The sequence below is a fragment of the Ignisphaera sp. genome (assembly GCA_038831005.1).
GTDB lineage: Archaea > Thermoproteota > Thermoprotei_A > Sulfolobales > Ignisphaeraceae > Ignisphaera.
The window spans coordinates 179,889-205,513 of sequence record JAWBKZ010000005.1 but is presented as its reverse complement, the minus strand read 5'-3'; the positions used below and the strand labels follow the sequence as shown (position 1 = coordinate 205,513).

General features: G+C 36.8%; 22 protein-coding genes. 14 read left to right on the top strand and 8 right to left on the bottom strand.

Annotation, left to right across the window (positions count from 1 at the left end):
• Positions 1–158 precede the first annotated feature (158 nt).
• From QXK50_07430 to QXK50_07420, 3 genes are all read left to right on the top strand, one after another.
• The gene (locus QXK50_07430; GenBank protein ID MEM2008979.1) at positions 159–662 is read left to right on the top strand and encodes a hypothetical protein; all 504 of its coding nucleotides are present in this window, start codon (positions 159–161) and stop codon (positions 660–662) included.
• Positions 643–1,398 carry a molybdopterin-guanine dinucleotide biosynthesis protein B gene (mobB, locus tag QXK50_07425; protein MEM2008978.1) on the top strand — a complete coding sequence of 252 codons (756 nt, stop codon included), beginning with the start codon at positions 643–645 and terminating at the stop codon, positions 1,396–1,398. Before QXK50_07430 ends, mobB begins: the two co-directional genes overlap by 20 nt.
• A gap of 384 nt (positions 1,399–1,782) precedes the next feature.
• Complete coding sequence (locus QXK50_07420; protein MEM2008977.1) at positions 1,783–2,736, top strand: Gfo/Idh/MocA family oxidoreductase; 954 nt, start codon at positions 1,783–1,785, stop codon at positions 2,734–2,736.
• A 293-nt stretch (positions 2,737–3,029) separates the two neighbouring features.
• On the opposite strand, the gene QXK50_07415 is transcribed toward QXK50_07420, so the two are convergent.
• Positions 3,030–3,566, bottom strand: coding sequence for a nitroreductase family protein (locus tag QXK50_07415; protein MEM2008976.1), 537 nt, complete (start codon positions 3,564–3,566; stop codon positions 3,030–3,032).
• A 174-nt stretch (positions 3,567–3,740) separates the two neighbouring features.
• Between QXK50_07415 and QXK50_07410 the strand changes: the two genes are divergently transcribed.
• Together QXK50_07410 and QXK50_07405 are read left to right on the top strand one after the other, a co-directional pair.
• A complete protein-coding gene (locus QXK50_07410; GenBank protein MEM2008975.1) occupies positions 3,741–4,418 on the top strand; it encodes a LysE family transporter in 678 nt (225 codons plus the stop codon).
• A gap of 47 nt (positions 4,419–4,465) precedes the next feature.
• Positions 4,466–5,614 (top strand): tryptophan--tRNA ligase, encoded by a 1,149-nt coding sequence (locus tag QXK50_07405; GenBank protein ID MEM2008974.1) that lies wholly within the window; start codon positions 4,466–4,468, stop codon positions 5,612–5,614.
• 31 nt (positions 5,615–5,645) lie between these two features.
• On the opposite strand, the gene QXK50_07400 is transcribed toward QXK50_07405, so the two are convergent.
• The 3 genes from QXK50_07400 to QXK50_07390 are packed head-to-tail and all read right to left on the bottom strand — an operon-like array spanning position 5,646 to position 8,375.
• Entirely contained in the window at positions 5,646–6,464 is an 819-nt protein-coding gene (locus QXK50_07400) for an ARMT1-like domain-containing protein (GenBank protein ID MEM2008973.1), read from the bottom strand.
• Complete coding sequence (locus tag QXK50_07395; GenBank protein ID MEM2008972.1) at positions 6,439–7,467, bottom strand: aminotransferase class V-fold PLP-dependent enzyme; 1,029 nt, start codon at positions 7,465–7,467, stop codon at positions 6,439–6,441. Before QXK50_07395 ends, QXK50_07400 begins: the two co-directional genes overlap by 26 nt.
• The gene (locus QXK50_07390) at positions 7,458–8,375 is read right to left on the bottom strand and encodes a D-2-hydroxyacid dehydrogenase (GenBank protein MEM2008971.1); all 918 of its coding nucleotides are present in this window, start codon (positions 8,373–8,375) and stop codon (positions 7,458–7,460) included. The genes QXK50_07395 and QXK50_07390 overlap by 10 nt, the downstream gene beginning before the upstream one ends.
• 257 nt (positions 8,376–8,632) lie before the next feature.
• Between QXK50_07390 and QXK50_07385 the strand changes: the two genes are divergently transcribed.
• From QXK50_07385 to ppcA, 6 genes are all read left to right on the top strand, one after another.
• Complete coding sequence (locus QXK50_07385) at positions 8,633–9,925, top strand: 2-isopropylmalate synthase (GenBank protein MEM2008970.1); 1,293 nt, start codon at positions 8,633–8,635, stop codon at positions 9,923–9,925.
• A 54-nt stretch (positions 9,926–9,979) separates the two neighbouring features.
• A complete protein-coding gene (locus tag QXK50_07380) occupies positions 9,980–11,236 on the top strand; it encodes a 3-isopropylmalate dehydratase large subunit (GenBank protein ID MEM2008969.1) in 1,257 nt (418 codons plus the stop codon).
• A gap of 2 nt (positions 11,237–11,238) precedes the next feature.
• Positions 11,239–11,769, top strand: a complete 531-nt coding sequence (locus tag QXK50_07375; protein ID MEM2008968.1) for a 3-isopropylmalate dehydratase — start codon at positions 11,239–11,241, stop codon at positions 11,767–11,769.
• Positions 11,748–12,794 (top strand): isocitrate/isopropylmalate dehydrogenase family protein, encoded by a 1,047-nt coding sequence (locus QXK50_07370; protein MEM2008967.1) that lies wholly within the window; start codon positions 11,748–11,750, stop codon positions 12,792–12,794. The genes QXK50_07375 and QXK50_07370 overlap by 22 nt, the downstream gene beginning before the upstream one ends.
• A gap of 105 nt (positions 12,795–12,899) precedes the next feature.
• Positions 12,900–14,090 (top strand): threonine synthase, encoded by a 1,191-nt coding sequence (gene thrC, locus QXK50_07365; protein ID MEM2008966.1) that lies wholly within the window; start codon positions 12,900–12,902, stop codon positions 14,088–14,090.
• 77 nt (positions 14,091–14,167) lie between these two features.
• Positions 14,168–15,568, top strand: coding sequence for a phosphoenolpyruvate carboxylase (ppcA, locus tag QXK50_07360; GenBank protein ID MEM2008965.1), 1,401 nt, complete (start codon positions 14,168–14,170; stop codon positions 15,566–15,568).
• A gap of 4 nt (positions 15,569–15,572) precedes the next feature.
• Here the strand turns inward: ppcA and QXK50_07355 are convergent, their stop codons facing one another.
• Both QXK50_07355 and QXK50_07350 read right to left on the bottom strand, forming a co-directional pair.
• Positions 15,573–16,640, bottom strand: a complete 1,068-nt coding sequence (locus QXK50_07355; GenBank protein ID MEM2008964.1) for an L-threonylcarbamoyladenylate synthase — start codon at positions 16,638–16,640, stop codon at positions 15,573–15,575.
• 6 nt (positions 16,641–16,646) lie between these two features.
• Entirely contained in the window at positions 16,647–17,315 is a 669-nt protein-coding gene (locus QXK50_07350) for an HAD hydrolase-like protein (protein MEM2008963.1), read from the bottom strand.
• Positions 17,316–17,560: 245 nt separating this feature from the next.
• Here QXK50_07350 and QXK50_07345 point away from each other — a divergent pair, with 245 nt between their 5' ends.
• Positions 17,561–20,074 (top strand): S8 family serine peptidase, encoded by a 2,514-nt coding sequence (locus QXK50_07345; GenBank protein ID MEM2008962.1) that lies wholly within the window; start codon positions 17,561–17,563, stop codon positions 20,072–20,074.
• A gap of 86 nt (positions 20,075–20,160) precedes the next feature.
• Complete coding sequence (gene yjjX / locus QXK50_07340) at positions 20,161–20,697, top strand: inosine/xanthosine triphosphatase (protein MEM2008961.1); 537 nt, start codon at positions 20,161–20,163, stop codon at positions 20,695–20,697.
• Positions 20,698–20,935: 238 nt separating this feature from the next.
• On the opposite strand, the gene QXK50_07335 is transcribed toward yjjX, so the two are convergent.
• Both QXK50_07335 and QXK50_07330 read right to left on the bottom strand, forming a co-directional pair.
• The gene (locus QXK50_07335; GenBank protein ID MEM2008960.1) at positions 20,936–23,044 is read right to left on the bottom strand and encodes a Sip1-related alpha-galactosidase; all 2,109 of its coding nucleotides are present in this window, start codon (positions 23,042–23,044) and stop codon (positions 20,936–20,938) included.
• A 364-nt stretch (positions 23,045–23,408) separates the two neighbouring features.
• Positions 23,409–24,710, bottom strand: a complete 1,302-nt coding sequence (locus QXK50_07330) for an SLC13 family permease (protein MEM2008959.1) — start codon at positions 24,708–24,710, stop codon at positions 23,409–23,411.
• A gap of 385 nt (positions 24,711–25,095) precedes the next feature.
• Between QXK50_07330 and QXK50_07325 the strand changes: the two genes are divergently transcribed.
• On the top strand, positions 25,096–25,533 hold the full coding sequence (locus QXK50_07325; GenBank protein MEM2008958.1) for a helix-turn-helix domain-containing protein: 438 nt from the start codon (positions 25,096–25,098) through the stop codon (positions 25,531–25,533).
• Positions 25,534–25,625: the final 92 nt, after the last annotated feature.

Below are 25,625 nucleotides of genomic sequence, written 5' to 3'. Positions count from 1 at the left end.
AAACAGACATGTTTTTCAAGATCATCCTGTTACAAATATTATGTTTTTCAAGATCTCACATACACCTCGATATCCACCAGACTGTACTAATTAAGAGATCTCAAAGAGATACTTACTGTAGTTCATATCGAGAATAGTCAATGAGTCAGGTGTAGAAAATGGATGTATACATATCATATATAAACGTAAACAATCTAAATGCATTTCTTGAGTATTTGAAGCATAAAGGAACAAATTTCGAAGAGTACTTTCACACAGTTTTAGCAGATTCATCAGAATTTGAAATAATTGTATGTAACAGAGGAGAAAGCGGAGTTACCTACATGTTTGTACACTACATAGATACACATTATGCAGTTCTATCGGATATAGGCGAGAAGTCATCTGATAAAGAGATCCTGCAAGCACTTCTATCCGTTAGTAAAAAGAACTTGTGGAGGATATCAGTAGAACCAATAATATATGTAACAAATGATTACGACTTCATAAGGTTCATCAATAGCTATGTAGATAGTGCTCTAGAGGCAGAGATGAAGTATCTAGAAAAATATCTCAATTCCAGTGATAGCATTAAGAAGGTAATAGATATCAACTCCATTCTAGATATAGCCTATAGAATTAAGGAAATAAACGGTGGATCTAATGAGACCCTATATAGTTAGATTTGTCTCGTTATACTCTGGTGTCGGTAAAACGTTTATAGCGAGCCAGGTAGTTGCTAAGCTAAAGAATAGAGGATACCGTGTAGGTGTTATTAAGCACTGTACTCATGGCATAGAGATAGAGGATAAAGACACCCACAAGTATCTACATAGCGGTGCTGATACAGTAGTAGCTTCTTCAGCTAGTCTAGGGATAATATATCAAAGAATATGGATAGACTCACTTATTGATAACATTAAGTACATCAAGACACCAATAATTATGGTTGAGGGATTTAAAAACGTAGATATAGGTGATTCCATAGTTATTGTAGAGAAGAAAGAGGATATTTATGAGGTCCTCGACATAAAAAACATAATATCATATGTTGTTAGAGAGTACAAAAACCATAACAAAAAATACAGTGGCACACCACTATTCACTTTTGACGATATCGATGAATTAACAAATATCATAGAAAACAGAGCTATTGACTACATATATCAACAACTACCAAAAACAGATTGTGGTACTTGTGGATACGATAATTGCTGGATATTTGCTAAATCATATGCTAAAGGAGAAACACAATGGTGTCCCAGAGATTCAGAAGTTTCTCTAGTAATCGATGGTATGAAAATTCCGCTCAATCCTTATGTTAAAAAAGTTCTCAAATCAATAGTTTTAGCGTTTATAGATACTCTCAAGGATGTACCAAAGGATAAGAAGAAGATATCTATAGAGATCAATACGTGATACCTAAATTTGCCACAATACAGAAGATATCTGATGAATTATTGTCGAGTTAATTGATTATGAACATGGGTTTATCAATACATATTCGACTAGAACATATTAAGTCTGTAGAACCTGGTGTACTGGAACTGCATCTACATGGCTAGTATTACGGAAAATGTTAAGTTTATATCGATAATACGATTTTAGATCAAAATGTGTAGTAGTGATGGTAATACTCAACCTACAACTATGCTATTATCTAGATGTAGTTCTTGTTAGCAATCTTTGATATCCTTATTAACAGTATACATATTCTACATAAAGGTCTCAGTTTCATTTAGATTTAATACGGATAAATAGATATAAATTGAAGCATAAAGATGATATACTAGGTATTTTAATATGATCAAATTGGGTATCGTAGGACTTGGGGTTATGGGTACTCGTTTCTACAATTTATTGAAAAAGATGAATGTTAAGGTTGTTGCTGTATGTGATATAGATGAAACTAAGCTGAAATTATTCAAGAATGAAGAAGTAAAGGTTTACAGGGATTACAGATCTATGGCTGAAGAAGGAGGTTTCGATGGTGTCATTATAGCTGTTCCTCCACTATATCATGCAGAACATGCTATAGAATTTCTTAGCAAAGGGTATTACGTTTTTTTAGAGAAACCTATGGCTAATGATATTGATGGGGCTAGGAGAATTTTTGATGCAGCTAAAGGCAGGAACAGACTTTTTGTTGGTTACTGTCTTAAGTTCAATAAAATGTACCAGAAAGTGAAAAATTTAGTAGATAATGTGTTAGGTGAACCGAAATTCATGTGGCATATAGCTTTAGGACGTTTTCCACAGAGATCGTGGATACACTCTAAATCTATTAGCGGTGGTGTATTAATTGAACATGGATCTCATGTAGTCCACGTCTTTTATTGGTATGGTGGACCTGTTAAGAAGGTCTATGCTAATATGACTTACAATAGCAATGATGTTGAGAAAGCATTTACAGTCACTCTAGAGCATGTCTCGGGAACAGTATCAACATTTACACTAAGTTGGTTCGGAGGACACAATTGGAGAAAATGGGGTATCGATGGTGAGAAAGGTAGGATTGTTGTTGAAGGGTATCTCGAAGGTGAATTCTTAGTATCCTCTTCTGACGGTACGATGATTATGAGAGAGGTAGTATCAATGGATCCCATACATATGTATGAAGAAGAGTTAAAGCACTTTGTAGATACTATTGAAAGAGGAGGCAAATTTCTAGTAGATGAAGAAGAAGCGTTCATTGTTCAGAGAATAATTGATGCTGCATACAGATCGTCGCATGAGGGAAGAGCGGTACATCTTTGAAGAAGTCATCAGTTCGTGAGTTAGAAGAACCCTATTTCGATAATATGGAGGATCACGAATAATATCGGAGATGTGGTGTAATTCATAGAGATTATGTAGATACATATATCCTCATACAATGGATCTGAAGATCATATTAATTAAATCCGTATTATAACGCTATACATATCTCTAATGGGGTTAACTACATTATTATTCATTATGATTGCAACAGTTAGTCACATGAAGTTTTCAACTACAGCTATAAGGATTAGGGTTATGAAAACAACAATTATTGCTAGTCATTAAATAAGTTATTTGAGTCTATTACCATAGCTATCAATGTAGGTTATATCACTTAAGCTTTTTCTAGGTTTAAGTTGTGGAGATTCGGCTGGATAACCAAGAGCGATCATGGATATAGGGATATAGCTTGATGGTAAATTCAGTATCTTTTGTATATCTTCTATGTTCTTAAGCGTCTGGAGCCATACGGTTCCAAGACCTAGTGCATGTGCAGCTAACATTAAGTAAATTGTTGCATTAGCACAATCAACATGGTATGAATCTGGAGAAGCATTTTTATCGCATGCAACTACTATACCCATAGGTGCATCATTTAATGGATATGCCCATGGATGGACAGCGGCAAGTTTTGATTTAATCTCCTTATCTGTAATAATTATGAAAATCCATGGCTGTCTATTGCCTGCACTAGGAGCATATCTAGCTATGTCAAGTATTCTCTTCACGGTCTCCATATCAATGGGATTTGGCTTGAATTTTCTAATGCTTCTTCTAGTTAGTAAAAATTTTAATATGGTTTCTCTATCATGTTCAGATATACTCATAGCTGAACCCTATATCTTCTGCACGGTACCCCATATATTAACTGTAGATATTTGCACTAATCTGAATCAGTGGTCTATGTATGGACATAATCGTTGGAGATTCTATAGAAAGTAATTCATATAAATTATTTAACTGAGGCACAAATGAAATTGTGTATCGTAAGGTGAGTATTAATGGATCTTACTGCCCTGGTTTTTACAACAATAGCTGTTTCTTCATCTGGAGCTCTAAGTCCAGGACCTTTAACTGTAGCTACATTAGCTATAGGATCAAGGTATGGATGGAAGGGGGGAGGATATATAGCATTAGGCCATACAATGTTTGAAGTACCATATATTCTCACGTTATACTTTTTCATATCGTATATCAGAGATCTTTTAGAAGGATTTGTAGGTGATATAGTTACTATTGTAGGAGCAGGAACAGTTGTATTCTTTGCTGTAATGCTTCTAAAAGACTCATTTAAAAAATTGAGAGCAGTTGGATATCACGTATCTATAGATGGAAATACTGATAGCAAGTGGATAAAGTTCTCAAATAGCCCCGTCTTAGTAGGTATTGTTTTTACGGGATTAAACATATGGTTTCTCCTTTGGTGGCTTAGTATAGGCTTTGGACTCCTAATGTACATATCTGATATGGGTTTAACTGCTATCGGTATAATGTATCTAAGCCATGTATGGATAGATTTTGCTTGGCTCATTCTTGTTGCAGAAACAAGCAAGAGAGGAACACAACTTGTTGGAGCTAGGGGTTACTATCTACTCATGGTCTTTTTAGGAGCTCTATTACTTGTGTTTGGGCTAAACATAGTTCTAAAGAGATTTGCACAACTATCACTGCTGCCTTAAGCTTTTTAACCTTCACTATTTGGCTGAAATACTGGTGATAAGTTTTTGTGGCTGAAAGCGAGATCCATGTAACGCCTTGGGAAGCTGAAGCATTTGTAGATTACGACAAATTGATAAAAGTATTTGGAGCAAAACCTCTATCAGAACAAGAAGTAGATATGCTCAGGAAGTACGCAAATGGAGACCATATGATGCTTCGAAGAAGGGTATTCTACTCTCATAGAGATCTCGATATATACCTAAACAAATATGGTGAGGGTAGGAGGTGTATCCTTTACACAGGTCGAGGTCCCTCAGGTTCTACTCACCTGGGTCATCTACTTCCATGGATTTTTACAAAATGGTTACAAGATAGAATGAACCTTCATCTCTTTTTCCAGATGACTGATGACGAAAAATTTCTACATGGCAATGAGAAAAGTTTAGAGGAATACAACAGTTACGCATACGAGAATATGCTGGACTTAATAGCTCTGGGTATGGATGTAAACAAAACCCATGTTATAATAGATACAGAAGACATACGATATCTATACCCCATAGCTGTTAGAGTGGCAAAGAAGATAACGTTTTCTACACAGAGATCAACATTTGGGTTCACGGAATCAACAAACGTTGGCATGATCTTTTACCCCGTTCTGCAGATAGCTGTAGCTTTTCTACCAACGGATCTATTTAATGAACCTACAGAGGTATTGATTCCGGCGGCCATAGATCAAGATCCTTACTGGAGGATAGCTAGAGATATAGCTCCATCGTTAGGCTATCCAAAGCCTGCGCAAATACATTGTAAGCTTCTCCCGGGTCTAGACATTGGTGGAAAAATGTCTTCATCTAAACCTGAATCAGCAGTATATACAACAGATCCACCTGAAGTAGCGTATAAAAAGATCTTGAGGTCATATACTGGTGGGCAACCTACAATAGATCTCCAAAGAAAATTGGGCGGAAATCCAGATCTATGTCCAGTGTACAAGATGTATGAGATGATGTTCGAGGAAGATGATCAGAAGCTTTTTGAACGATACGACTCTTGCAAACTAGGAAACATTCTATGTGGTGAGTGCAAAAAAGAGTTAGCTGAAAGAGTCTCAAGGTTTGTAAAAGATCATCAGCTGAAGAGAAGAAAGGCTGTAGATCTTATCGATAAGTATCTCATAAGAAATAAGTTCGTCTTACCTCCAATTAGAGGATGAAAGCCTAGTTAAGTATCATATTTTTGTAAGATTAGTTGCTGAAGGCTTTCTTAAGTGTTTCGCCAGTTACTATGAGTACAGAATTTTTAGGCACTTTAAACAGTCTTGCAATCACATCGCATTTAGCTCTTAGTAGATGGAGAGATGGTGTTTTCCCTCCCTCTATATATGCTTCAGCATTAGCTATACCTTTGGCTATAACAAAACCTTTATCTATGTATAGTACGGGTGATAAGTTTCCATAGGTTTCAATAACATCTATATCGTTGAGTTCGATATCATTTCGCAGAATATCTATTTCATAGCTCTCTTTTCTAACTACTATAGAGACCCTATAACCATTTAGCTTAAGTGCTTTAGCGAGCAGTAAATCTATAGCAGCTTCACCTGCATTATCGAGCACGATATACACATCTATATTCTTTGGAACCTCGACCTCTTCCTCAATAACAGGTTTATCCCATATACACTCCTCTATGTTCTTAGCTTCGTAGCCCAGAACAGATGTATCAACAATATTTGCTGCAGCAGATATCCTTAGAGCTTCACGAAGATTCCACCCAACGCTTTCCAAGTATTTCTCTACGATAACTGAAAGCCTTCTACCTGTTTCATTTAGCTCTTTTTTGACATCTCTATAAGGATCAAGGTTTTCTGTAAGCTGTTTCACTATGTTAAAGGAGTAAGTGAAAGCATATGTTCTACTGTAGTTTTTCCTGATTATGTTGGCCAGCTCTATCAGCATTTTATCGAGTAACTCAACCTTCTTTAGATTTATCATGTCTTTTGATCTAGAGTATATTAGACACAGTTTACATAAACCGTTATCGATCCACAAGACTATTAACAACCTCTATAACTTTCTTTAGATCTTCTACACTTATATCTCCCATAACTCCTATCCTTATGGTATTGTTCTTTAGCTCACCCATACCTCCAGCAATCACATAGCCATGCTTCTTTAGTTCATTAATTATATCCGTGGGCTTATCAGCATAGAATGCCGTTACTGTGTAGCTTCTCAATGGCTCTTCTGCTACAGGTTTCAATTTAAGTGATTTATATAGCAGCTCAGCTTTCTGTTTATGTAGTTCATGGTATGTCTCTATCCCCATATCCAATATAATCTCTAGAGCTGCATCCAGTCCATATATAACGTTTATAGGTGGTGTGTATGGGGGATCTGCTTTATCGAGTCTCTCTATGAATTTTCTGAGACTCATTGATGGTGGGATAGGTGATTTTGCTCTTGGCTCTACATTAATGTAGATTATGGCTCCTCCTGGAGGCGCCATAAAGGCTTTTTGTGTAGCTGTTGCAACTACATCAACTCTATGTCTTATTGGTTCAGCAGGTAATGCTGAAACACTATCAACTATTAATATTGCTCCTAATCCTTCAGCTATTTTCTGTAGTTTATCTAGATATCTATTGGTTACACCCACACTAGTCTCGTTATGTACTACTGTTATGGCTTTTACGTTTTTCAGCTTCTTAACAAAATCTTCGACAACATCTGGTGGTGGTGGATGTATACGGTACCTAAGCTCATAAACCTTTGTACCCCTGGATTTAGCTGCTTCAGACATTCTTTCACCAAACTCTCCATGAACTATAGCGACTACCTCTTCTCCTGGATCTATGTAATTGTATATGGCAGCATCTACAGCAAATGTACCTGTGCCAGGTGCTATAATGGGAATTCCTTTGTAGACCTTAGTTAAATTGTCTAGAACTCTTCTAAGGGTTTTTCTAAATTCATCAATTCTATGGAATTCTGGTTGTCTTGCTGTAGCTTCTATAACCTTCTTTGGTAATTGGACAGGACCTGGGGTGAGAAACTTCATCTCCATCTAATCGCCTCCATAATGTTTTCGATAAGTTCATCAGATATTTTCTCTAGAGCTTCAATAGTTTCAGCACCAATGTGCGGTGTGACTATAACTTTGGGATGTTTTATGAGCTCGAGGAGATGAGGAGATCTTGGAGGTTCTTCTTCAAGAACATCAAGAGCTACACCTCCAAGTCTATCTATATGTTTTAAGAGAGCAACACTATCTATGACTTCACCTCTGCTCGTGTTCACGATTATCGCTCCGTCTCTAACTAGAGATAATGCATGATCGTTAATCATATGGTATGTCTGTGGAGTTAATGGTACATGGAGTGATATGATATGACTTTCCTTAAGAAGCGTTTCAAGATCCACTTGTTTTCCACCGATAACAGACATCTCTAAATTGATGTTCCTTACATCATGTACTAAGAGCTTCATGCCCATAGCCTTGGCATACATACCAACCCTGCTACCTATTTTTCCAAACCCTACTACGCCAATAGTCTTTCCATAAAGCTCTAGGCCTCCATAACGACCCTTGGGCCATTCACCTTTCTTAACTCCATCAATATAGAGATGCAGATTCCGAGCAGCAGTGATCATAAGCCCTATTGTTAGTTCAGCAACACTTATACATGATGCTTGTGGAGCATTTACAATAGCTATACCCTTGCTAACCGCATAATCAACATCAACGTTATCTAGGCCTATACCATATCTAGCGAGTACCTTTAATCTTTTTCCTCTAGCGATAACCTCTTTATCTATCTCGAGACGGCCTCTGAATACAAGTATATCGTACTGTTCAACTATCTCAAGAAGAGATTTGTAGTCAATTCCAGGTCTATAATCAACATCTATAGCTCTATCTCTAAGTTTGTTTATTGTTTTTTCTGATACTTTATCAACTATTAATGCACGCAATTTATCGACAAAAGTGATTCACCAAATCATTGCTTGTAACTGTGGGTTATATAAGCTTAGCTGAATAAAGAGAGAACTAAGTTGATCCTTGTTCTAGAAGGCATTAATGTACCGAACTTTAATGAGAAGTACATGCATAGGTACGGGTTCCACACCATAGAGATACATGTTTCTGCACATAGCCATTATCGCTATATATATAAATTTGGAGTAGGAGAATCCTGCCTCAGATCGTTAATATTACGAGGGAGATCGGTATGGATAGCACATATAACAATGGGGTATTTTTTAGAGATATATATCCATTTCATGATGTCCCACACGTAGGTCGTATAGATGATCGTGAAGTAACTGAAAACCTTAGCAAGATACATTTAACAGATACAACATTGAGGGACGGTCAGCAAGGATGGAGGATGTTTAGTATAGAAGAATGTGAGAAAATATACGAACTTTTAGTAGATATCGGCAGAGCTATAATAAGTACCGAAGTATTTCTGTATACTGATAAGGATAGAGAAGCTGCCAAAAGGTTAATTAGTTACGGCTATGAGTATCCTAAGGTGATAGGCTGGATTAGGGCTACACATTCTGATTTACAACTAGTTGTAGACGCAGGTTTAGATGAAACGGTAATGCTCACATCTATATCAGATTACCACATAAGATACAAGTTTGGTGTAACACGTGAGGAAGCTATTAAGAAGTATCTAGAGGTTATTGAGAAGGCTCTAAGCCGTGGAATAGCTGTAAGAGCATCTCTTGAGGATATAACTAGAGCCGATATCCATGGGGTTGTCATTCCTTTTATTAAAAAACTGTTAGAGCTTAGTGAAAGATATGGAGTTCCCGTAAAAATAAAGTTACCAGATACCCTCGGATTAGGGCTACCTTTCTATGAAGTGTCATTGCCGAGAAGCATACCGAGGATAGTGAAGACTATAAGAAGCTTAGGGATTCCACAAGAGTATATAGAGTTCCATGCACACAACGACCTAGGTCTTGCTGTAGCCAACCAGATCGCGGCATGGATGTATGGAGCAGCAGCAGCTAACTGTACTATATTCGGTATAGGTGAAAGATCTGGTAACTGTCCTCTAGAGATCATGACCATACATTATGCAGGTATAAAAGGATCACAAGATATCAATCTCAGAGCAATATCTAAGATACCTGAAGTTTTTGAGAAGATGGGGTATAGAGCCGTAGACCATTATCCCATACTCGGCAAAAATGCCTTTAGAACCAAAGCTGGAATACATGTTGATGGACTTATGAAGAATCCCGAGGTATATCTACCATTTGATCCTATAAAGATCTTAGGTATACCTTATTCGGTATCTATAACACCTTATGCAGGTAGATCAGCTATAGTATTATGGATGAGAAATTACCTCGGCTGTAATGGTATAAGTAAGGATGATCCCAGAGTGATTGAAACATACAATGATATTGTTGATTACTTTAATAAATCAGGAAGAACAGAACCTCTAACAGATGAAGAAGTGGAGAAATTCGTCAAGAAGCATTTTCCCGAGCTATTCAAGTAAGAAAAAGGTACCAAATCATTTATATCACTAACAATTCCGTTCTGGTGTATGACTTTGGGTCTAATAGATGTACTCCTATCTAGAGTAGTAGGTAAAGATGTTGTACCAGGAGACATAACAGTAGTTGACGTAGATGTCATATATGCTCAAGATGGTACAGCACCATTAGTTATAGATGTTATAGAAAGAGAACTCGGTATTGATAAGCTTTTGGCTTCAGATAGAACATTCTTCTTTATAGATCACTCATCACCAGCGCCTCATGTATCTGCAGCTACTGTTCATAAGGAGATGAGGAAATTTGGTAAAAAACATGGTGTACGTGTATATGATGTAGGTAGTGGGATATGTCATCAGGTTGTTGTTGATGAAGGTATTGTAAGACCCGGTATGATTGTTATGGGGGCAGATAGCCATACACCTACCGTAGGTGCTCTAGGTCTTTTCGCGCTTGGAGTTGGAAGTACTGATGCAGCTATAGCTACAGCCTATGGGAAGCAATGGGTAAGGGTTCCACCAACAATGAAGATAGTTTTGGTGGGGGTTCCCCAAATAGGTGTGATGTCTAAAGACATAATACTTAGTGTCATAGGTGAATTTGGTACAGATGGAATGATAGGTAAAGCTGTAGAATTCCATGGTGATACACTTAGACATCTATCTATGGATGCTAGACTCACACTAACCAATATGTGTACAGAAATGAGTGCGGAATCTGCTGTTATACCTGTTGATGATGTAACTAACGCTTGGCTTAAGGAGAGAAATATAACGCATTACAGGTTCATAGACTATGATTCAAAGAGATCGAATTTCATTGATGAGGCTATATTCGAGGTAGATAAGATAGAGCCTGTTGTAGCAGCACCACCAGATGTAGATAATGTTGTTACAGTAAATGAAGTTGGTAATGTTGAAATAGATCAAGTGTTCGTAGGATCTTGTACTAATGGTAGGCTTGAAGATATGGAAATAGTTGCCCGAATACTAAATAAGAGAAAGGTCCATAGAAACGTTAGATGTATTGTTTCACCAGCTTCACGAAGAGTATATATAGAGGCTCTTAAAAGAGGATACATAGATATTATCGTTGAAGCTGGATGTGTCATAGCACCACCTACATGTGGACCTTGTGTAGGAGCCCACATGGGGATATTAGGTGAAGATGAGATAGCAGTATCAACAACAAATAGAAACTTTCCTGGAAGAATGGGGCACAAGAACAGCAAAGTCTATTTATCATCACCAGCAGTAGCTGTAGCTTCAGCTATCGAAGGAAAGATAGCTGACCCTAGGAAATATCTTTCTTAGAGGTGGTAAACTTGATTATAAGAGGCAGATGTTGGAAATTAGGTGACAATATAAGTACAGACCATATAATATCGGGTAAATATAAGTTTAGTGCTATTGATAAAATAGAGGCTATGGTTCCACACGTTCTCGAGGAAGTTATTCCAGAATTCTACAAAAAAGTCAGTAAGGGAGATATAATAGTTGCTGGAAGAAATTTTGGGAAAGGATCAAGCAGAGAACAAGCTCCAAGGCTTCTGAAGATCGTTGGTGTGGCAGCCATAGTTGCAAAAAGTTTTGCTCATATATTCTACAGAAACTCAATAAATATAGGACTACCCGTTATTGTTGCACAAAAAATACCTGACGTTACTGAGACAGGAGATATTGTGGAGATAGATATTAGTAAAGGTGTGGTAAAGAACTTAACTAAAGATATTGAAGAATTGATAGCTCCTTTTCCAGGAGAACTAGCTGTTATAGTTGAAGCGGGAGGCATTATAGAGCACATTAAGAGATATGGCGGTCCTCCATGGCAAAGAGGTACAAGATAGGTGTTATTAGAGGCGATGGAATAGGTCCCGAAATAATTGATTCGACATTAGAAGTTCTTCAGCACCTTAATCCAGGTATAGATTTTGTAGAGATTTCTGCAGGATACGAATACTATAAGAAAACAGGTAAAGCAGTAGAAGATACATTCTTTGATACTATTAGAAATCTTGATGCAGTTTTGAAGGGTCCTCTCTACACACCTCCTCATGACCCTAATTTCAAGAGTGTAAATATACTTATTAGGAAAGAGCTAGATCTCTATGCAAATATACGTCCTTTCAAGAGTTTTCGTGGTGTTTCTCAGAAAGTGTTCAATATAGTTATCTTTAGGGAGAATACCGAAGGTGAATACGTAGGTATAGAGGGCATGTTTAACAATATAGCAATCTCATTAAGAATCATAAGTGAGAAGGGGTCTAGAAGGATATGTGATCTAGCTTTTAGATACGCAAAACTTCTTGGATTTAAGAAGGTATCAGTAGTGCATAAAGCAAATATACTTAAGGTAAGTGATGGACTATTTAGGAGGATATTCTTTGATGTTGCTAAGAATTATCCAGATATAGCGGCTAATGAGATTATAGTTGATACTGCGGCTTACATGCTTGTCAAAAATCCTGAAGATCTACAGATTCTCGTTACACCCAACCTTTATGGCGATATACTTTCAGACCTAGTTGGAGGACTTATGGGAAGCCTAGGTCTATGCGGATCAGCGTTAATAGGTGATACAATAGGTGTTTTTGAGCCTATACATGGTGTCGCTATGGATATAGCTAGTAAAGGTATAGCTAATCCCGTAGGAGCGATGATGGCTGCTAAAATGATGCTTGAGTACCTAGCTCAAAGATACAGCGATTCAACCCTTATTGAAAAGACTAGAGCATTAGAGAACTCTATCTATACCGTTATAGAGGATAAAAAGATTTGGACACCTGATCTCGGGGGAAACTATAAAACGAGAGATGTAGCTAAAGCGGTAACAGAAGAACTAAACAAAATTTTGTATGCTTCACTTAGATAAGAACTTGTAGTTCACATAATTAAGGTATAGTAAGTTTTTTAACCCCTATACGTAGTATAGGAATAACTTGGTGAATATCTTGGAAACATAAATACTGAATTCAATATGTATAGAGTTGTAAAAGAGGAAGTATTTCTAAGATGTACCAAATGTGGACATGAATATGCACCGCTTCCCAGATTATTTATGTGCCCTAAATGTGGTTCATTATTAGATGTTGTCATTAATAATGTGAAGTTTGAATGGAACAAGGCTAAGATTAGGCGATTCGGTGTATGGAGATACAGAGAGTTATTACCCATAAGAGATGATGTAGAACCTGTAACAATGTGTGAGGGAGGTACACCATTAATTAAGGCTTTAAACCTATATGAGAGAAAACACGTAGCTATACCTAACACCTATATAAAATTTGAAGGAGCTAACCCCACAGGTAGTTTTAAGGATCGTGGAATGACTGTAGGAGTAACTATAGCGAAATACGTAAATGTTGATGGTGTAGTAGTAGCAAGTACAGGAAATACAGCCGCTTCAGCAGCTGCTTATGCAGCTAGAGCTGGACTTAGGTGTATTGTAGTTCTACCTAAAGGATCTGTTGCTAAAGGTAAAATAGCTCAAGCTCTTCTACATGGTGCCGAGATCAAAGAGGTAGAGGGATCATTCGATAACGCTCTTGAAGAAGTATTTGAATCTATTGCAGATGGCGAGTTTAAGAATATGTATCCACTAAATTCCTATAATCCATGGCGTCTAGAGGGACAAAAAACAATAGCCTACGAGATAGTAGATGAACTTGGAAAGGTACCAGATTATGTGATAGTACCGGTTGGTAATGCAGGAAATATTTCAGCCATATGGAAAGGATTCAAAGAGCTCTATAGCTTTGGTTACATAGACAAACTTCCTAAGATGATAGGGGTTCAAGCGGAAGGAGCAGCACCACTAGCATCAGCATGGAGAGAAAGACTTTCTGAACCTCTGTATGTGGATAAACCAAATACTATCGCCTCGGCCATAAGAATCGGGAGACCAATCAATTGGCCTAAGGCATTCAAAGCCGTTAAAGAGTCTCACGGTTTCTTCATTGACGTTAGCGATGAAGAAATAATTAACGCAATGAAACTATTGGCTAGAGTTGAAGGACTAGGGGTAGAACCTGCAAGTGCAGCATCCTTAGCTGGGCTGATGAAATGCGAGAAAGAGGGTGGAATTGATAGGGATAGTCTTGTGGTACTTATAGCGACAGGTCATGCGTTAAAGGATCCTGACACAATTATAGGTAAGATAGTTGTATAGATTGTGAAAATGAGTTTAATGGTAATAGTTAAACGTTTATATATCCCTGTATACATAAACTAATAGAGGTTTCGACATTGTATATTCCTAAGTTATTGTGCACTCAACATCCAGACGCTACTGCAAAGATTACTACCCAACAGGAAGTTGATGAAGCTCTACAGGGATACACCATGTATAGTTGCGATGAGGTTATGAGCGATTATGAAGGAAAGTTAACACCATATGCTCAGCCTAAAGATATTGTTCTTAGATCTTATGAGCTCGAAATCCCTATAGGAGAGAAGTTCTTTGTAACGCCTAGGATACCCAATCCTTCGCTAGAAGATTTTGATAGAGTTGATCTATCAATAGAAGCAGGTCTTATAGCGAACTACTATTCCTATAAAATAATGAATGTTCAGGCTGTCAGATGGTTCATTTTGCCGATGGTTGAGGACCGTAATGTTGTTAGATTTGTGCAGAGATTAATAATAATGAAAGAGAAAGTGTTAAGCGAAGAAGTTAATACCCAGATGTTTCCCGTACAACTTATACCTCTTATTGAGGAAACCCATAAACATATGGTTGTACATGACTATGTTTCCACAATTATGACTGTACTCAATGAATTTGATGCCGAGATAAACATATTAAGAGTATTTCTAGGTAAAAGTGATGCTGCTGTAAGAAGTGGTCATATAGCTTCCTCTCTATCGCTTATCTATGCATTAAGTGAGCTTGAAAAGTTAGCCAAAGAATATGCTATAGAGATAAAACCAATTATAGGTATGGGTGTACCACCATTTAGAGGAGCCCTAAATAATCCAGAATTAGTTGAATATGAGGTTCAACGCTATAGAGGATTTTCTACTGCAACTATACAATCAGCCATAAGGCACGATATACCTTACAGAGACTATATTGTTGTAAAGAATGCAATACTAGCAAATATAGATACGAAACCAAAGTCTATACCTCTATCTTCAGATATTATAAACTTCGTAGATCAAGCTACTAAACTCTATAGGAGGTTAGTGTCTAAGTATTGCGATATTATACAGAAGTTAGCAAATAATGTCCCAGGAACTAGAGAGAGAATATCTTGGAGAAATTATGGAAGACTACTTCCACTTCAAAATGAGGCACTCTCAGTTCCTCGTGCAATAGTCTACACATCAACTTGGTATGCAACCGGAATACCACCGACATATCTTGATGCAGAATTCATAATAGAGATGTATAAACAGGATAAACTTGACGAAATTCTCAAACTAGTTCCCTACCTAGATAAGGAATGGCTCTATGACTCTAAATTCTATGTCCGTGGGATAGCTGTAAAGAGACTCGATGAAGATATCGTTAAGAAGATTGACGAAGCGCTAGACATAATGGGTGTAAAGCCTGAACCTATAGATACTTACAAATCTCTTCTAATGCTCAATCCAGTTGAGCTACACATAATAGCATTAGGTAGGATAAGAGGATTTTTGGGATAAGTAGCTAAACCTTCACTATATTGAATCGAGAAGCTTTTCTAAGTCTATTCATTATCGCTAAACCTATGCCAATTTCTGGAAATCCTTCAACAATAGCTATATCTACACCCATTCTATCAACATCTCTAAGTACCTTAAACAAATTCTTAGCAATCTCATATAGATTGTATCTAGATCCTATAACTACTGTATTTAGTTCCAGAGCTTCGTACTCTTTAGCAGTTTCTCTACTAGCAACAATAACATATCTATGAGTTGAGTAATTTCTAACAACCTCGACAACGCTATTGGTGTACTCTTTCAGATCACGGTAATCTGATGATTCAACAACAACAATAGGCGTTTTTGGAGCATAGTGTCTGTATCTAGTACCGGGAGCAAGAGCAATATCGCTTTCACCCAAACCTTTCGCAAAATTCGGTACTACAATATCCTTCCCTAAAATTTCTTTCAACTTTTCAACGGGTAGAGATCCTGGTCTCAAAAGTTTAGGTGGATCTGTTGTTAGATCCACTATAGTTGATTCTACACCAAGAAATGTCTCACCAGCGTCAATGATTATGTCAGCTCTACCAAACATATCTACATAGACATGATGGGGTATAGTAGGACTAGGTCTACCAGATATGTTAGCACTAGGAGCAGCGAGAGGACCAATACAATCTATAAGTCTCAATGGTACAGGATGAGCAGGCATTCTAACAGCAACCGTAGGTAGTCCTCCAGAGATCTCATGAGGAACCTCTTTACGTTTTCTCAGTATAAATGTTATGGGTCCTGGCCAAAGCTTTTTCGCTATATCTTTAAAGTTATTTGGGGCATCCCCAGTTACTTCATATAAATGATCGAATTTAGATATATGAATAATTAATGGATTATCTATAGGTCTCTCTTTTATGGTGAATATTTTCTTGATGGCATGGACATCGAACACATATGCTCCTAATCCGTAGACAGTTTCGGTGGGGAATACAACTGTAGTGCTTCTACCCGTAATTTCTTTACAACACTGCTTCAATATCTCTTCATCGGGGTTTAGTGGATCTATTCTGAATACTCTTGTTTTGACCATAATTTATCAGCCTATAGAGATATCTATAGGTAAATCGTATATATCTTTAGCTATAGCTAGAGCTTCAGCTAAGTCGGTAGCTATGGGTATACCTATAGTCTCTAAGTCTTCATCTATATAATCTGTGTCACTTATTCGAAAGGTCCGCGGATTTCTTAAGATTACTATACTCTTTACTTTATTCACAATAGCGGCTATACCATCTAGCACCTTGTCACCAATAAATAGCACTTCATCAGGATTTATATCAATAGATTTTATAGCTTTAGCAAGTTGTTCAATTCTGTTAGATGCATCTTCTCTTGATGCTAGAACACCTAAGAACTTATCACAGTTACAGAGCCCCATCTTATATACTATTTTTTCGGCAGCAGATCTACTTTGCATTGTTACAAAACCGATTGGTATGTATCTACATACCCTTTTCAACAGTTTATCAGCATTATCTAAAATAAGCATCGAATCTACAGCACTATTTTCAATATCTTCTAAGTATTTGTGTATGTATATGAATTCATTAGATCCATAGTATTTTGATACAAAGCCCAAGAACGTTTTCGTAGATGTTAGTGATAGAGATTTTATCTTAATTAAAATATTGTCCCAGTCTATTGGCAGAAGCACTATTGTTCCATCGATATCAAATATTATCGTACCTATCTTCTGTTTCACCATAAGTGCGCATCCCTCAAATTTCACTAGCTATTCGAAAAACTAGTAATATCTTATAGGTCTTTAAGGCATAGTTGTTAAAATGAATCTCACCTTATGGAGATGAAGGCATAAAGTTTTGATCTTCAATACTAGAGGACTTGATCTTCAATGTAAACGAAAGCATCTATAAGGTTCACTATCTCTTTATGAACCACAGAATCAGTTATAATCTCTTTACCAGCTGTATAGCTGAGGTCGAAGTAATTATGAAGACTCAGAGGTATATGTCTTCGCTTATGATTATAGCTCTCCTTATTTTAGTACTTTCACAACTGCCTGCTCCTGCTAAGGGATATATAGATGCTAAAGATATACTTATAGTGTATAGATCTGACCAAGATCTAGACATTATAACAGATCTAGGTTGTAATGTAGAGAGAATATATAGAATGTTCAACATAATCTTAGCCCATTGTCCCAATAATGTAGTTGAACGGCTAAGATCTATGAACTTCAATGTTTTTTACAACTATAATGTCAGCATAGATGTTACTATCGAAAAATTTAAAGTATTAACTTCATCTATATTTGATTATAGTAGGTACCAACATCAGGAGTATGATAAGGTACCTTTCTACTGGTCATGGGCAATATCTAGAGTTTCTTCAGATATTGTCTGGAGCTATCTTGGTGAAGAAGGAGCGGATTCTGTTATCGCTATACTGGATACAGGCATAGATCCCACACATCCTCTGATTGCTGGTAAACTTATTGGATGGATAGAGTTTGACTCCAAGGGTAGACCCATATGCTCTTTGCCACATGATACACATGGTCATGGAACATGGGTTGCCAGTATAGCTGCTGGTGGCGATGGTGCTAAACATATTTTTGGTGTAGCTCCTAAATCCAAAATACTCTCGGCATCAGTTCTACCTGGTGGAAAAGGTACGGTGGCTCAGGTTTTAGCAGGACTTGAATGGGTTCTAGAACCTTACAACTGTAGAGGCATAAAATTAGGAATAAGAAAACCTGATGTAGTATCTATGAGTTTTGGGGCTACAGGCAACTATTCTAACGTACTCTTGTTAGCTATAGCTAAAGTAATAGAGAATGGTATCATTCCTGTAGCTGCCATAGGAAATAGTGGTCCCTATACCTCCTCCAATCCCGGAAACATATGGGGAGTGATAGGTGTAGGAGCTGTAGATCTAAACAATGATGTAGCAGTATTCAGTAGTTACGAAGAAGTTGAATGGCCAGATCCTCCAGAAACATGGCCATTTAAAGGTAGATATCCTAACCGATACATAAAACCCGATATAGTTGCGCCAGGTGTTGATGTAGCAGGTGCTTTTCCTGGAGGATTAATAGCTATTGGCAGTGGGACAAGTGCTGCTGCACCTGTAGTGGCAGGAATTGCTGCTATCGTTAGTGTTAAGTTAAGGAGCCAAGGTTTTTCTGGTGCTTTATTGGTAGAGAAGGTATATGATGTATTGACATCAACAACTATGGCTATCGATCATCCAGGCGCAGGAAAAGGTCTTATTGATGCTTATCTTTCTGTGGCTAGAGCTAAAGGTGTAAACTTATTAAGCGTAGATATAGATGTTCATGCACATTCAGCTAAACCCTTAGATAGAATATCATTGAGTATAAATGGGGTTAAAGAAGGTGAACAAATAGATATATACATATCTGGTGCAAAAGTATATAGCGGTCTAGTATCTTCAAAACCTATAACTGTTGAAATACCTGTGACACATATGTATATGAATACTATAACTGTTGTAGATAGTAAAGGAGTTCTTTATGGAAAAGACTTCATATATATACTGCCTCAATTGTTGGTAGATTATGTAGGCTTCTGGGGAAAGGAGATCAAGGTTTTAGTCACAGGTATAGGTATAGGAGATACCTTAGGGATATACTTAGGGAATAACCTATTGACGCTAGATTTTGCGAACTTAAGAGGCAGCTACATATCATATCTCTTAATACCATATGCTGAAAAAGGTGAATACAATCTAACAGTTATAGACTTCTCGACACCCACCATCACACTTACTTCATCAATAGTTATAAGACCATATCTCGATACAAACGTGTCAATAGTGACACAGACAGTTGTTCACAATATTACTAATACGTATATTGTGTCTTTTCCTGTGGCTGTAAACCTTAAACAATACTATATAGCGGGATCCATAGATTTCATCGATATAGTCACCTATAATATCACGCTAGATAAGGTATCAGTGTTAGCAGTATATCCAGCTCCAGTTACGCTGGATATAGTTAATGTTACATCCTTAGGAAGATACACATATAGGTTATGGATGAAAATAGGTTCGCAGATTCTTCAAGAGACTTATGCTGTTATAAATGTAACATTACTAAAAGATGGTGTAAATCTTCCATACATTCTTGTTATAAGAATAATACCTAAAGATCCATACGAGATAATCCAAAACCGTATTGAGGAAATGATGTACAGAATTACCCAAAATATGACTACCATATCAATGATCTATAGCAAGCTAGAGAATATAGAAGATATAGAGATGAAGATCAATAGGTTAAATAAAGATATAAACAACATGTCCATGGATCTTTACCTCTTAAATTCATCGATAAGGAGTCTTGCTCAAAGAATTGATATAGATCTAAAAGAGATGACCGAAAAGGCAGATCATGTAACTTATACTACCTTTCTAGCTATAGTTTTGGCCGTAATATCGATAATTATTACAATACGTCTATCGCGCAAAACTACCTAAACTAGGAAAGTAGAAACTCAAGATGTTTTCAATTTTTATTTTATTACCAGCCAGTCTGTAATTGAAAAAGATGATCGGTGAAGACTATGGTTAGGGTATGTATTGGCAGCAAGAATCCAGCTAAATTAAAAGGGGTTGAGAGGGCTTTTAGGCAGTTCTTTGATGTGGTTAAAGTTGAAGGATATGGTGTTGAAGGTGTGCCCAAACAGCCTATTGGTTTAGAGAATATACTGAGATTCGCTAGATATCGAGCTGAAAAAATTAAAGAGATTGATGCTTTGTGCGATTTTTATCTAGGTATTGAAGCTGGATTAATGAATATAGAGGAAATCGGGTATTTTGATGTTCATATAACATATTTAATCGACAAAAATAACAGAACATCTTACGGCTTTTCTCCTGCGTTTGCCATTCCTAAAAAATTTGTAGAGTTTCTTGTTTCTGGAGTTTATGAAGAACTTGAAGAAATCGTTGATACTCATTATGGAACATCAAATATTGGTGATAAGGGCGGTTTTATAAGCTTGTTGACGAAAAACAATGTTGTGAGGGAAGATCTTGTTTATTATTCTGTGATTATGGCATTGATACCAATAATTAATTCAGATACATACTTAGAGTAGACTATTGATAGGCTCAGATAAGTTACATAAAATTGCTAAATAACAATGTGAATCCAATTCTATGGATCTTCTGTAAGCAATTCAGGAGCTGAAAGATTATGAACACGTGCTTCAGAATTCAATATATGGAAACCAATCAAAAGAACTAAGCCGATGTACACAATGGTGGACACTAAAGCAACTATGACTAGTAATAAAGAAGTTATCAAATCTAGATGTCAAGATCGTAAGAAGAGAACTAAAGCTCTATAATGGTGTCTTGTGTTGGCACTTCATTGAATAATCCATTGATTAAAGCTATAACAGTACCTCGAACCCTAAATTCAGCTGAAATCCTCTTTTCTTTAACTCTGTACGTAGTCATTGGATAGGGAGGCAATATATATTCCTTTAACCCTATGACTGCGTTTCCATCAATAACTCTCGAAAACACGTATACATCAGCATCGAGTTCATCTAAGGTTATCTCTAGATCGTCACTAGTATCTATGGTCCCACGTTTTCCAGCAAAGACGCTATAGTATGCGTAAAGACCCGACTCGATATTAAACGGTAAGTGTTTCAATGATAGATTATCTGTGATTGTGACGCCCTCCTTACTTATATTGAATACTGCTACAACAGGGAAACCTCTACATCTTGATGCAATTTTCAGCAATACGTTTTCGTTGTAGGGATCACTAAACAGTACATCTTTTGTGGGTAGAGCTGGTTCATCAACTCTAACCACCTCCCCATCAGGTAAAACAATCCTCTTCAGCAGCTCTACATCCGTTTTCTCGGGATGCCTATCTGTTATGTATATAGGTCCTCCGCTAAACACCCTAGAGACAGTATGGATTTTTGAGTGAGGATCATAGGTTATCCACATATCGTAGTCTGGATAAACTATATAGTTGAATAGCAAAGAATTGTAGGTATTGAACAATATGTGGAGTTTTGCATCAGCTTTCCAGAAAGGTATATGGTCTATGGATGTCCTCATAACATTACTTACTAGGAAATTGCTATAGTTCTCTGGTGTCATAGACATACAGTTCAATATATCGAGATTATTTACTTCAGCTGCTAGCTGTAGTCCATGTTCAATTTCTCTAGATGCTTCTCCCACATATTTGATTCCTTGATAGAGCAGATGTATTATCCATTGATTGTCTATCTTGAGAAAGCTGAAGCCGAGATCTTTAATCCATGAGAGGAACTTATTGTAGAAACTATAAGCTGATGCTATATCTGGTGGAGGTACATATGAATCAAATGGAGGGTATCTATAGCCTTCTACACCAAGTTCATCGATAAATCGTTTACTTGCACCACCCCAGTACATATTTATTGTAGACCATAGACCTACAAATTCTATCCCTAGACTTTTAAGTTCTTTAACAAGTTGCTGGAATCCATATGGAAACCTAGAGCTATTGACTTCCAATCTCTCTATAACCTTAGAGAACCAGTGATGTGACCTAGGTGGGGATGCTATCTGCCATCCATCATCAACTATGACCCACTTTATAGGTACACCTTTTTCTCTAAGACCTTTAACTATGTTTACGATATTGCTATGCGATAGATCTTCTGTTAATAGAGCATTCCACGAGCACCAACCAAGACCTTGCATAAATATAGGCTTCTTCTTCAGTTTTCTCGACTTGAAACCAGATACTTTAGCCGCTTTATGAACACAATCCTCGATAACTTTATATGGATTGTTATCAACGGAACATGTCAAGAGATGCGTCATTCCTATTTCATAAGAAGCTTTACCACTAAAGATAGTTATCCTCGATCCAGGACCTATATATGCTGTAGCTCTGCTACTTAATGTCATAAGGGCTACATATTTTCTGACAGCATCAAGTAGCATAAATACAGAGTACTTTGGCACCTCATTGATGTTTCTAAGTACTAAAGGGTAAGTCCAGCAGGGGACTCTAGGTACATGATCTACATAACTGAGATTTATCTTAGATAAAGATGGATAAGGTATAGCATCAGAGGGCCTTTCTACTCTAGGTTCTCTATCTATAGCCAAGTAATTGTAGTAACCAAATCCTTTACCAAGTTCTTCAGCAACAGCAGTATTCAGCGTTAAAACAAGAACACGTGAAACGTTTTCATCAATCTCTAAATCTATGATTAACGATTCGTAAGGCGAGAAAAGCTTCAATCTAGATACAGCTTTAACAACAGTAATAATACCATCTCTATCCTCTAGATGAATCTCAAAATCTCTACATAAAAATTTGTATAATTTGGTTACATCACTAGAAATAGTTTCACAATAATCACAAATTTCGTGCGATCCATCAGCAAAAAACGCTATTACACGTTTTGGTACGAATACCACCAGGCTTCACCATATAGTCAAGCATTACCGAGATAGTATTAAAAATTCATCAAATCATCGTTAGCGCTAGACTTGAGGTACTATTTTGTTAAAATAATTGAGTCAAAAATATGTAGTAGCCATATTGAGAGAAACAATGAGAGTAATTTTGTGTGGTCTAGAAACCTGATACCTAGACTGAATTCTATCCTATGAGGGATGACCATCACGTATTTTCATTATATTATACCGAATGTGATTATCTTCGCCGCATCAATTTATGATTGTGAATATTCAATTTTCTCTTAATTCTATGGATATGTGCATCAGAATTAGTATCTAAATACTTCTAACACATGTTATTACTTATCTTATTATCCGTACTCTATACTATGTATATTATGGTATAGAGAAACCAAGCAATTAATATTGATACTGAATTGTATATAATGCTTATCTTCATGAACTCTGTGAATGTCACGTCATGATTATTTTTCTCCAAGATTCTTACAGCTGCTACATTTGCTGATGCACCTATGTACGTTAAATTGCCCCCTAGTGTGATACCTACTAGAGCTGCCCACATAAGGACAACAGGATCTTGGTTTAAGAGTGTTGAAGATGCTTTAACAACAGGTATCATTGTCAAGGTTATTGGAACATTGTCTATGACTGCTGAAAAAAATGAGCATAGCCATATGATAAGCGATGTTATTCTGAATAAATCCTTACCTAATCTATAGACAATATATTCACCAAATCTTTTAGCTATACCGTGTTTTTCAAAAGCTCTTGAGAGCACGAAAATTGTGGCTAAGAATATAAGTAGTCTCCACTCGAAACCTTGCTTGAATGCCTTCTTAACGCTATCACTATCTCTATGGATAAGTCTAACTATAGTTAAACCACCAACAGCTATAGCAGCAGAAAAACTTAGAGGAAGTATTATAATGTTTCTCACACTCAATAGCAATATCTTGATTATTAGGAATAGAGTAGCCTCAATAGCGAAGACCCTATCTATAGACACATCTTCTAGCACATCTAACTTCTCGCTTGGACCACTTCTATTACCAATCTTTGCTTTTTTCGATACTATGTAACTAGAGACAGCTATAGCAGAAACCATCGATATTATTGTGAAGAAAAACATAGAGAGCTTTCCTCTATAAACTATGAAATCCGTAAACGATAATTTGAAAGCTCCAGCAGTAATTAGTGCTGGTGGATCTCCGATCATTGTTGCTGATCCCGCTATATTTGAGGATAGAGCTACGAAGATCATGGGTATAGTAGGCTCTATTCCGAGTAGTCTAGAGAGGGAGAAAACTATTGGATAGAATAGAAAAACTACAGATACATTCTCCATGAATACACTTACCATACCTGCCACAAGGGATATCGTAAATAGTGTAGCATATAGAGAATACCCTGTACGCTTAACTATATAGCGTGCAGATATGTATGTAACTCCACTCTTCTCTATATAGACAGTATATATGCTTACACCCAGTATAAGTCCGAGAACATCCCAATCAATATAATCCAAAGCTTCAGAAACAGATAGAGTACCAGAAGCAATAAGAAATAGTGCTATACCCAAACCGACCCAGTGTCTTTCTACCTTTCCCCAAACCAGAAAAGCCACAAGTACAGCTAGAGATAACAACACTAGTTCTGCATACATTGTAAACTCACGAATTAATTAATAAGAAAACATTATAAGCTTTACTAAATGTCTCGTCCTAGTTGATTAAGCTTCATTTTAAATAGCATGCCCTAGCTTTAATCCATATATTTTAATTCAACTAAAGGAATACTTGAACCAGATTAGCGAAGCCCTGGTCATAAGTTGGTCACAAGATCGAATAATTGATGTAAATATTGTGGGTAAAGCTAGAGAGTGAGTCGATAAGTGATTAGACATTAACGCTGTGTATCTACATTCTAGGATACGAGATTTATGTATCGATGTGTTTAGCTCGATGCGCTAAAGACTCTCCTACTTTATCTATATCTAAAGATACAGTATTATAGTAGTAGTGCACTATATGTATCTATGGTGAGAACATATGGCTATGAATATTATGATAGTTACAGCTGTTGCTGTATCAGCTCCTATAGCCTTCTATGTAGCTACTAAACGTGGTATTGTTCGACGACATATCGGATATGTTAAGAATAGACTGGACATGTTTAGCGCAGAAAGAAAGTGTATAGATAAGGTAGAAGAGTTACGTATAGAGTTAGCCAATTTGAAAGAATATGTGGAGAAGTATAAGGAAAAGATTGATATAGTGGAAAACCAGATACATAGTTTAGAAGAAAAGATAGAATTTATAGACAAGAAATTGTCTTCTCTTGACACTACCACTCAAGAGGAAGACGATATTGTGTTGAAGGTAATAGATCTTCGCAAAAAGGGTTACTCACTTAAAAGAATAGCTGAAGAACTCAATATATCATTATCTAAAGTCAGAAAGATTCTGAAGGATAATACTGTTGATTAAGACTTTTTAATTAATTGTCTAACTATGGGTAGATATTTCTATTGATATAATTTGTTGTAATTCACTCTACTTAACGTGCTTCTCATTTCTTC

Bases quoted from the DNA above. Each gene is read 5' to 3' on its own strand.
- QXK50_07420 (MEM2008977.1), top strand. From the start codon at position 1,783: ATGATCAAATTGGGTATCGTAGGACTTGGGGTTATGGGTACTCGTTTC.
- thrC (MEM2008966.1), top strand. From the start codon at position 12,900: ATGTATAGAGTTGTAAAAGAGGAAGTATTTCTAAGATGTACCAAATGT.
- mobB (MEM2008978.1), top strand. From the start codon at position 643: ATGAGACCCTATATAGTTAGATTTGTCTCGTTATACTCTGGTGTCGGT.
- QXK50_07410 (MEM2008975.1), top strand. From the start codon at position 3,741: ATGGATCTTACTGCCCTGGTTTTTACAACAATAGCTGTTTCTTCATCT.
- yjjX (MEM2008961.1), top strand. From the start codon at position 20,161: ATGGTTAGGGTATGTATTGGCAGCAAGAATCCAGCTAAATTAAAAGGG.
- QXK50_07430 (MEM2008979.1), top strand. From the start codon at position 159: ATGGATGTATACATATCATATATAAACGTAAACAATCTAAATGCATTT.
- QXK50_07385 (MEM2008970.1), top strand. From the start codon at position 8,633: ATGGATAGCACATATAACAATGGGGTATTTTTTAGAGATATATATCCA.
- QXK50_07345 (MEM2008962.1), top strand. From the start codon at position 17,561: ATGAAGACTCAGAGGTATATGTCTTCGCTTATGATTATAGCTCTCCTT.
- QXK50_07325 (MEM2008958.1), top strand. From the start codon at position 25,096: ATGGCTATGAATATTATGATAGTTACAGCTGTTGCTGTATCAGCTCCT.
- QXK50_07415 (MEM2008976.1), bottom strand. From the start codon at position 3,566: ATGAGTATATCTGAACATGATAGAGAAACCATATTAAAATTTTTACTA.
- QXK50_07330 (MEM2008959.1), bottom strand. From the start codon at position 24,710: ATGTATGCAGAACTAGTGTTGTTATCTCTAGCTGTACTTGTGGCTTTT.
- QXK50_07370 (MEM2008967.1), top strand. From the start codon at position 11,748: ATGGCAAAGAGGTACAAGATAGGTGTTATTAGAGGCGATGGAATAGGT.
- QXK50_07355 (MEM2008964.1), bottom strand. From the start codon at position 16,640: ATGGTCAAAACAAGAGTATTCAGAATAGATCCACTAAACCCCGATGAA.
- QXK50_07395 (MEM2008972.1), bottom strand. From the start codon at position 7,467: ATGGAGATGAAGTTTCTCACCCCAGGTCCTGTCCAATTACCAAAGAAG.
- QXK50_07350 (MEM2008963.1), bottom strand. From the start codon at position 17,315: ATGGTGAAACAGAAGATAGGTACGATAATATTTGATATCGATGGAACA.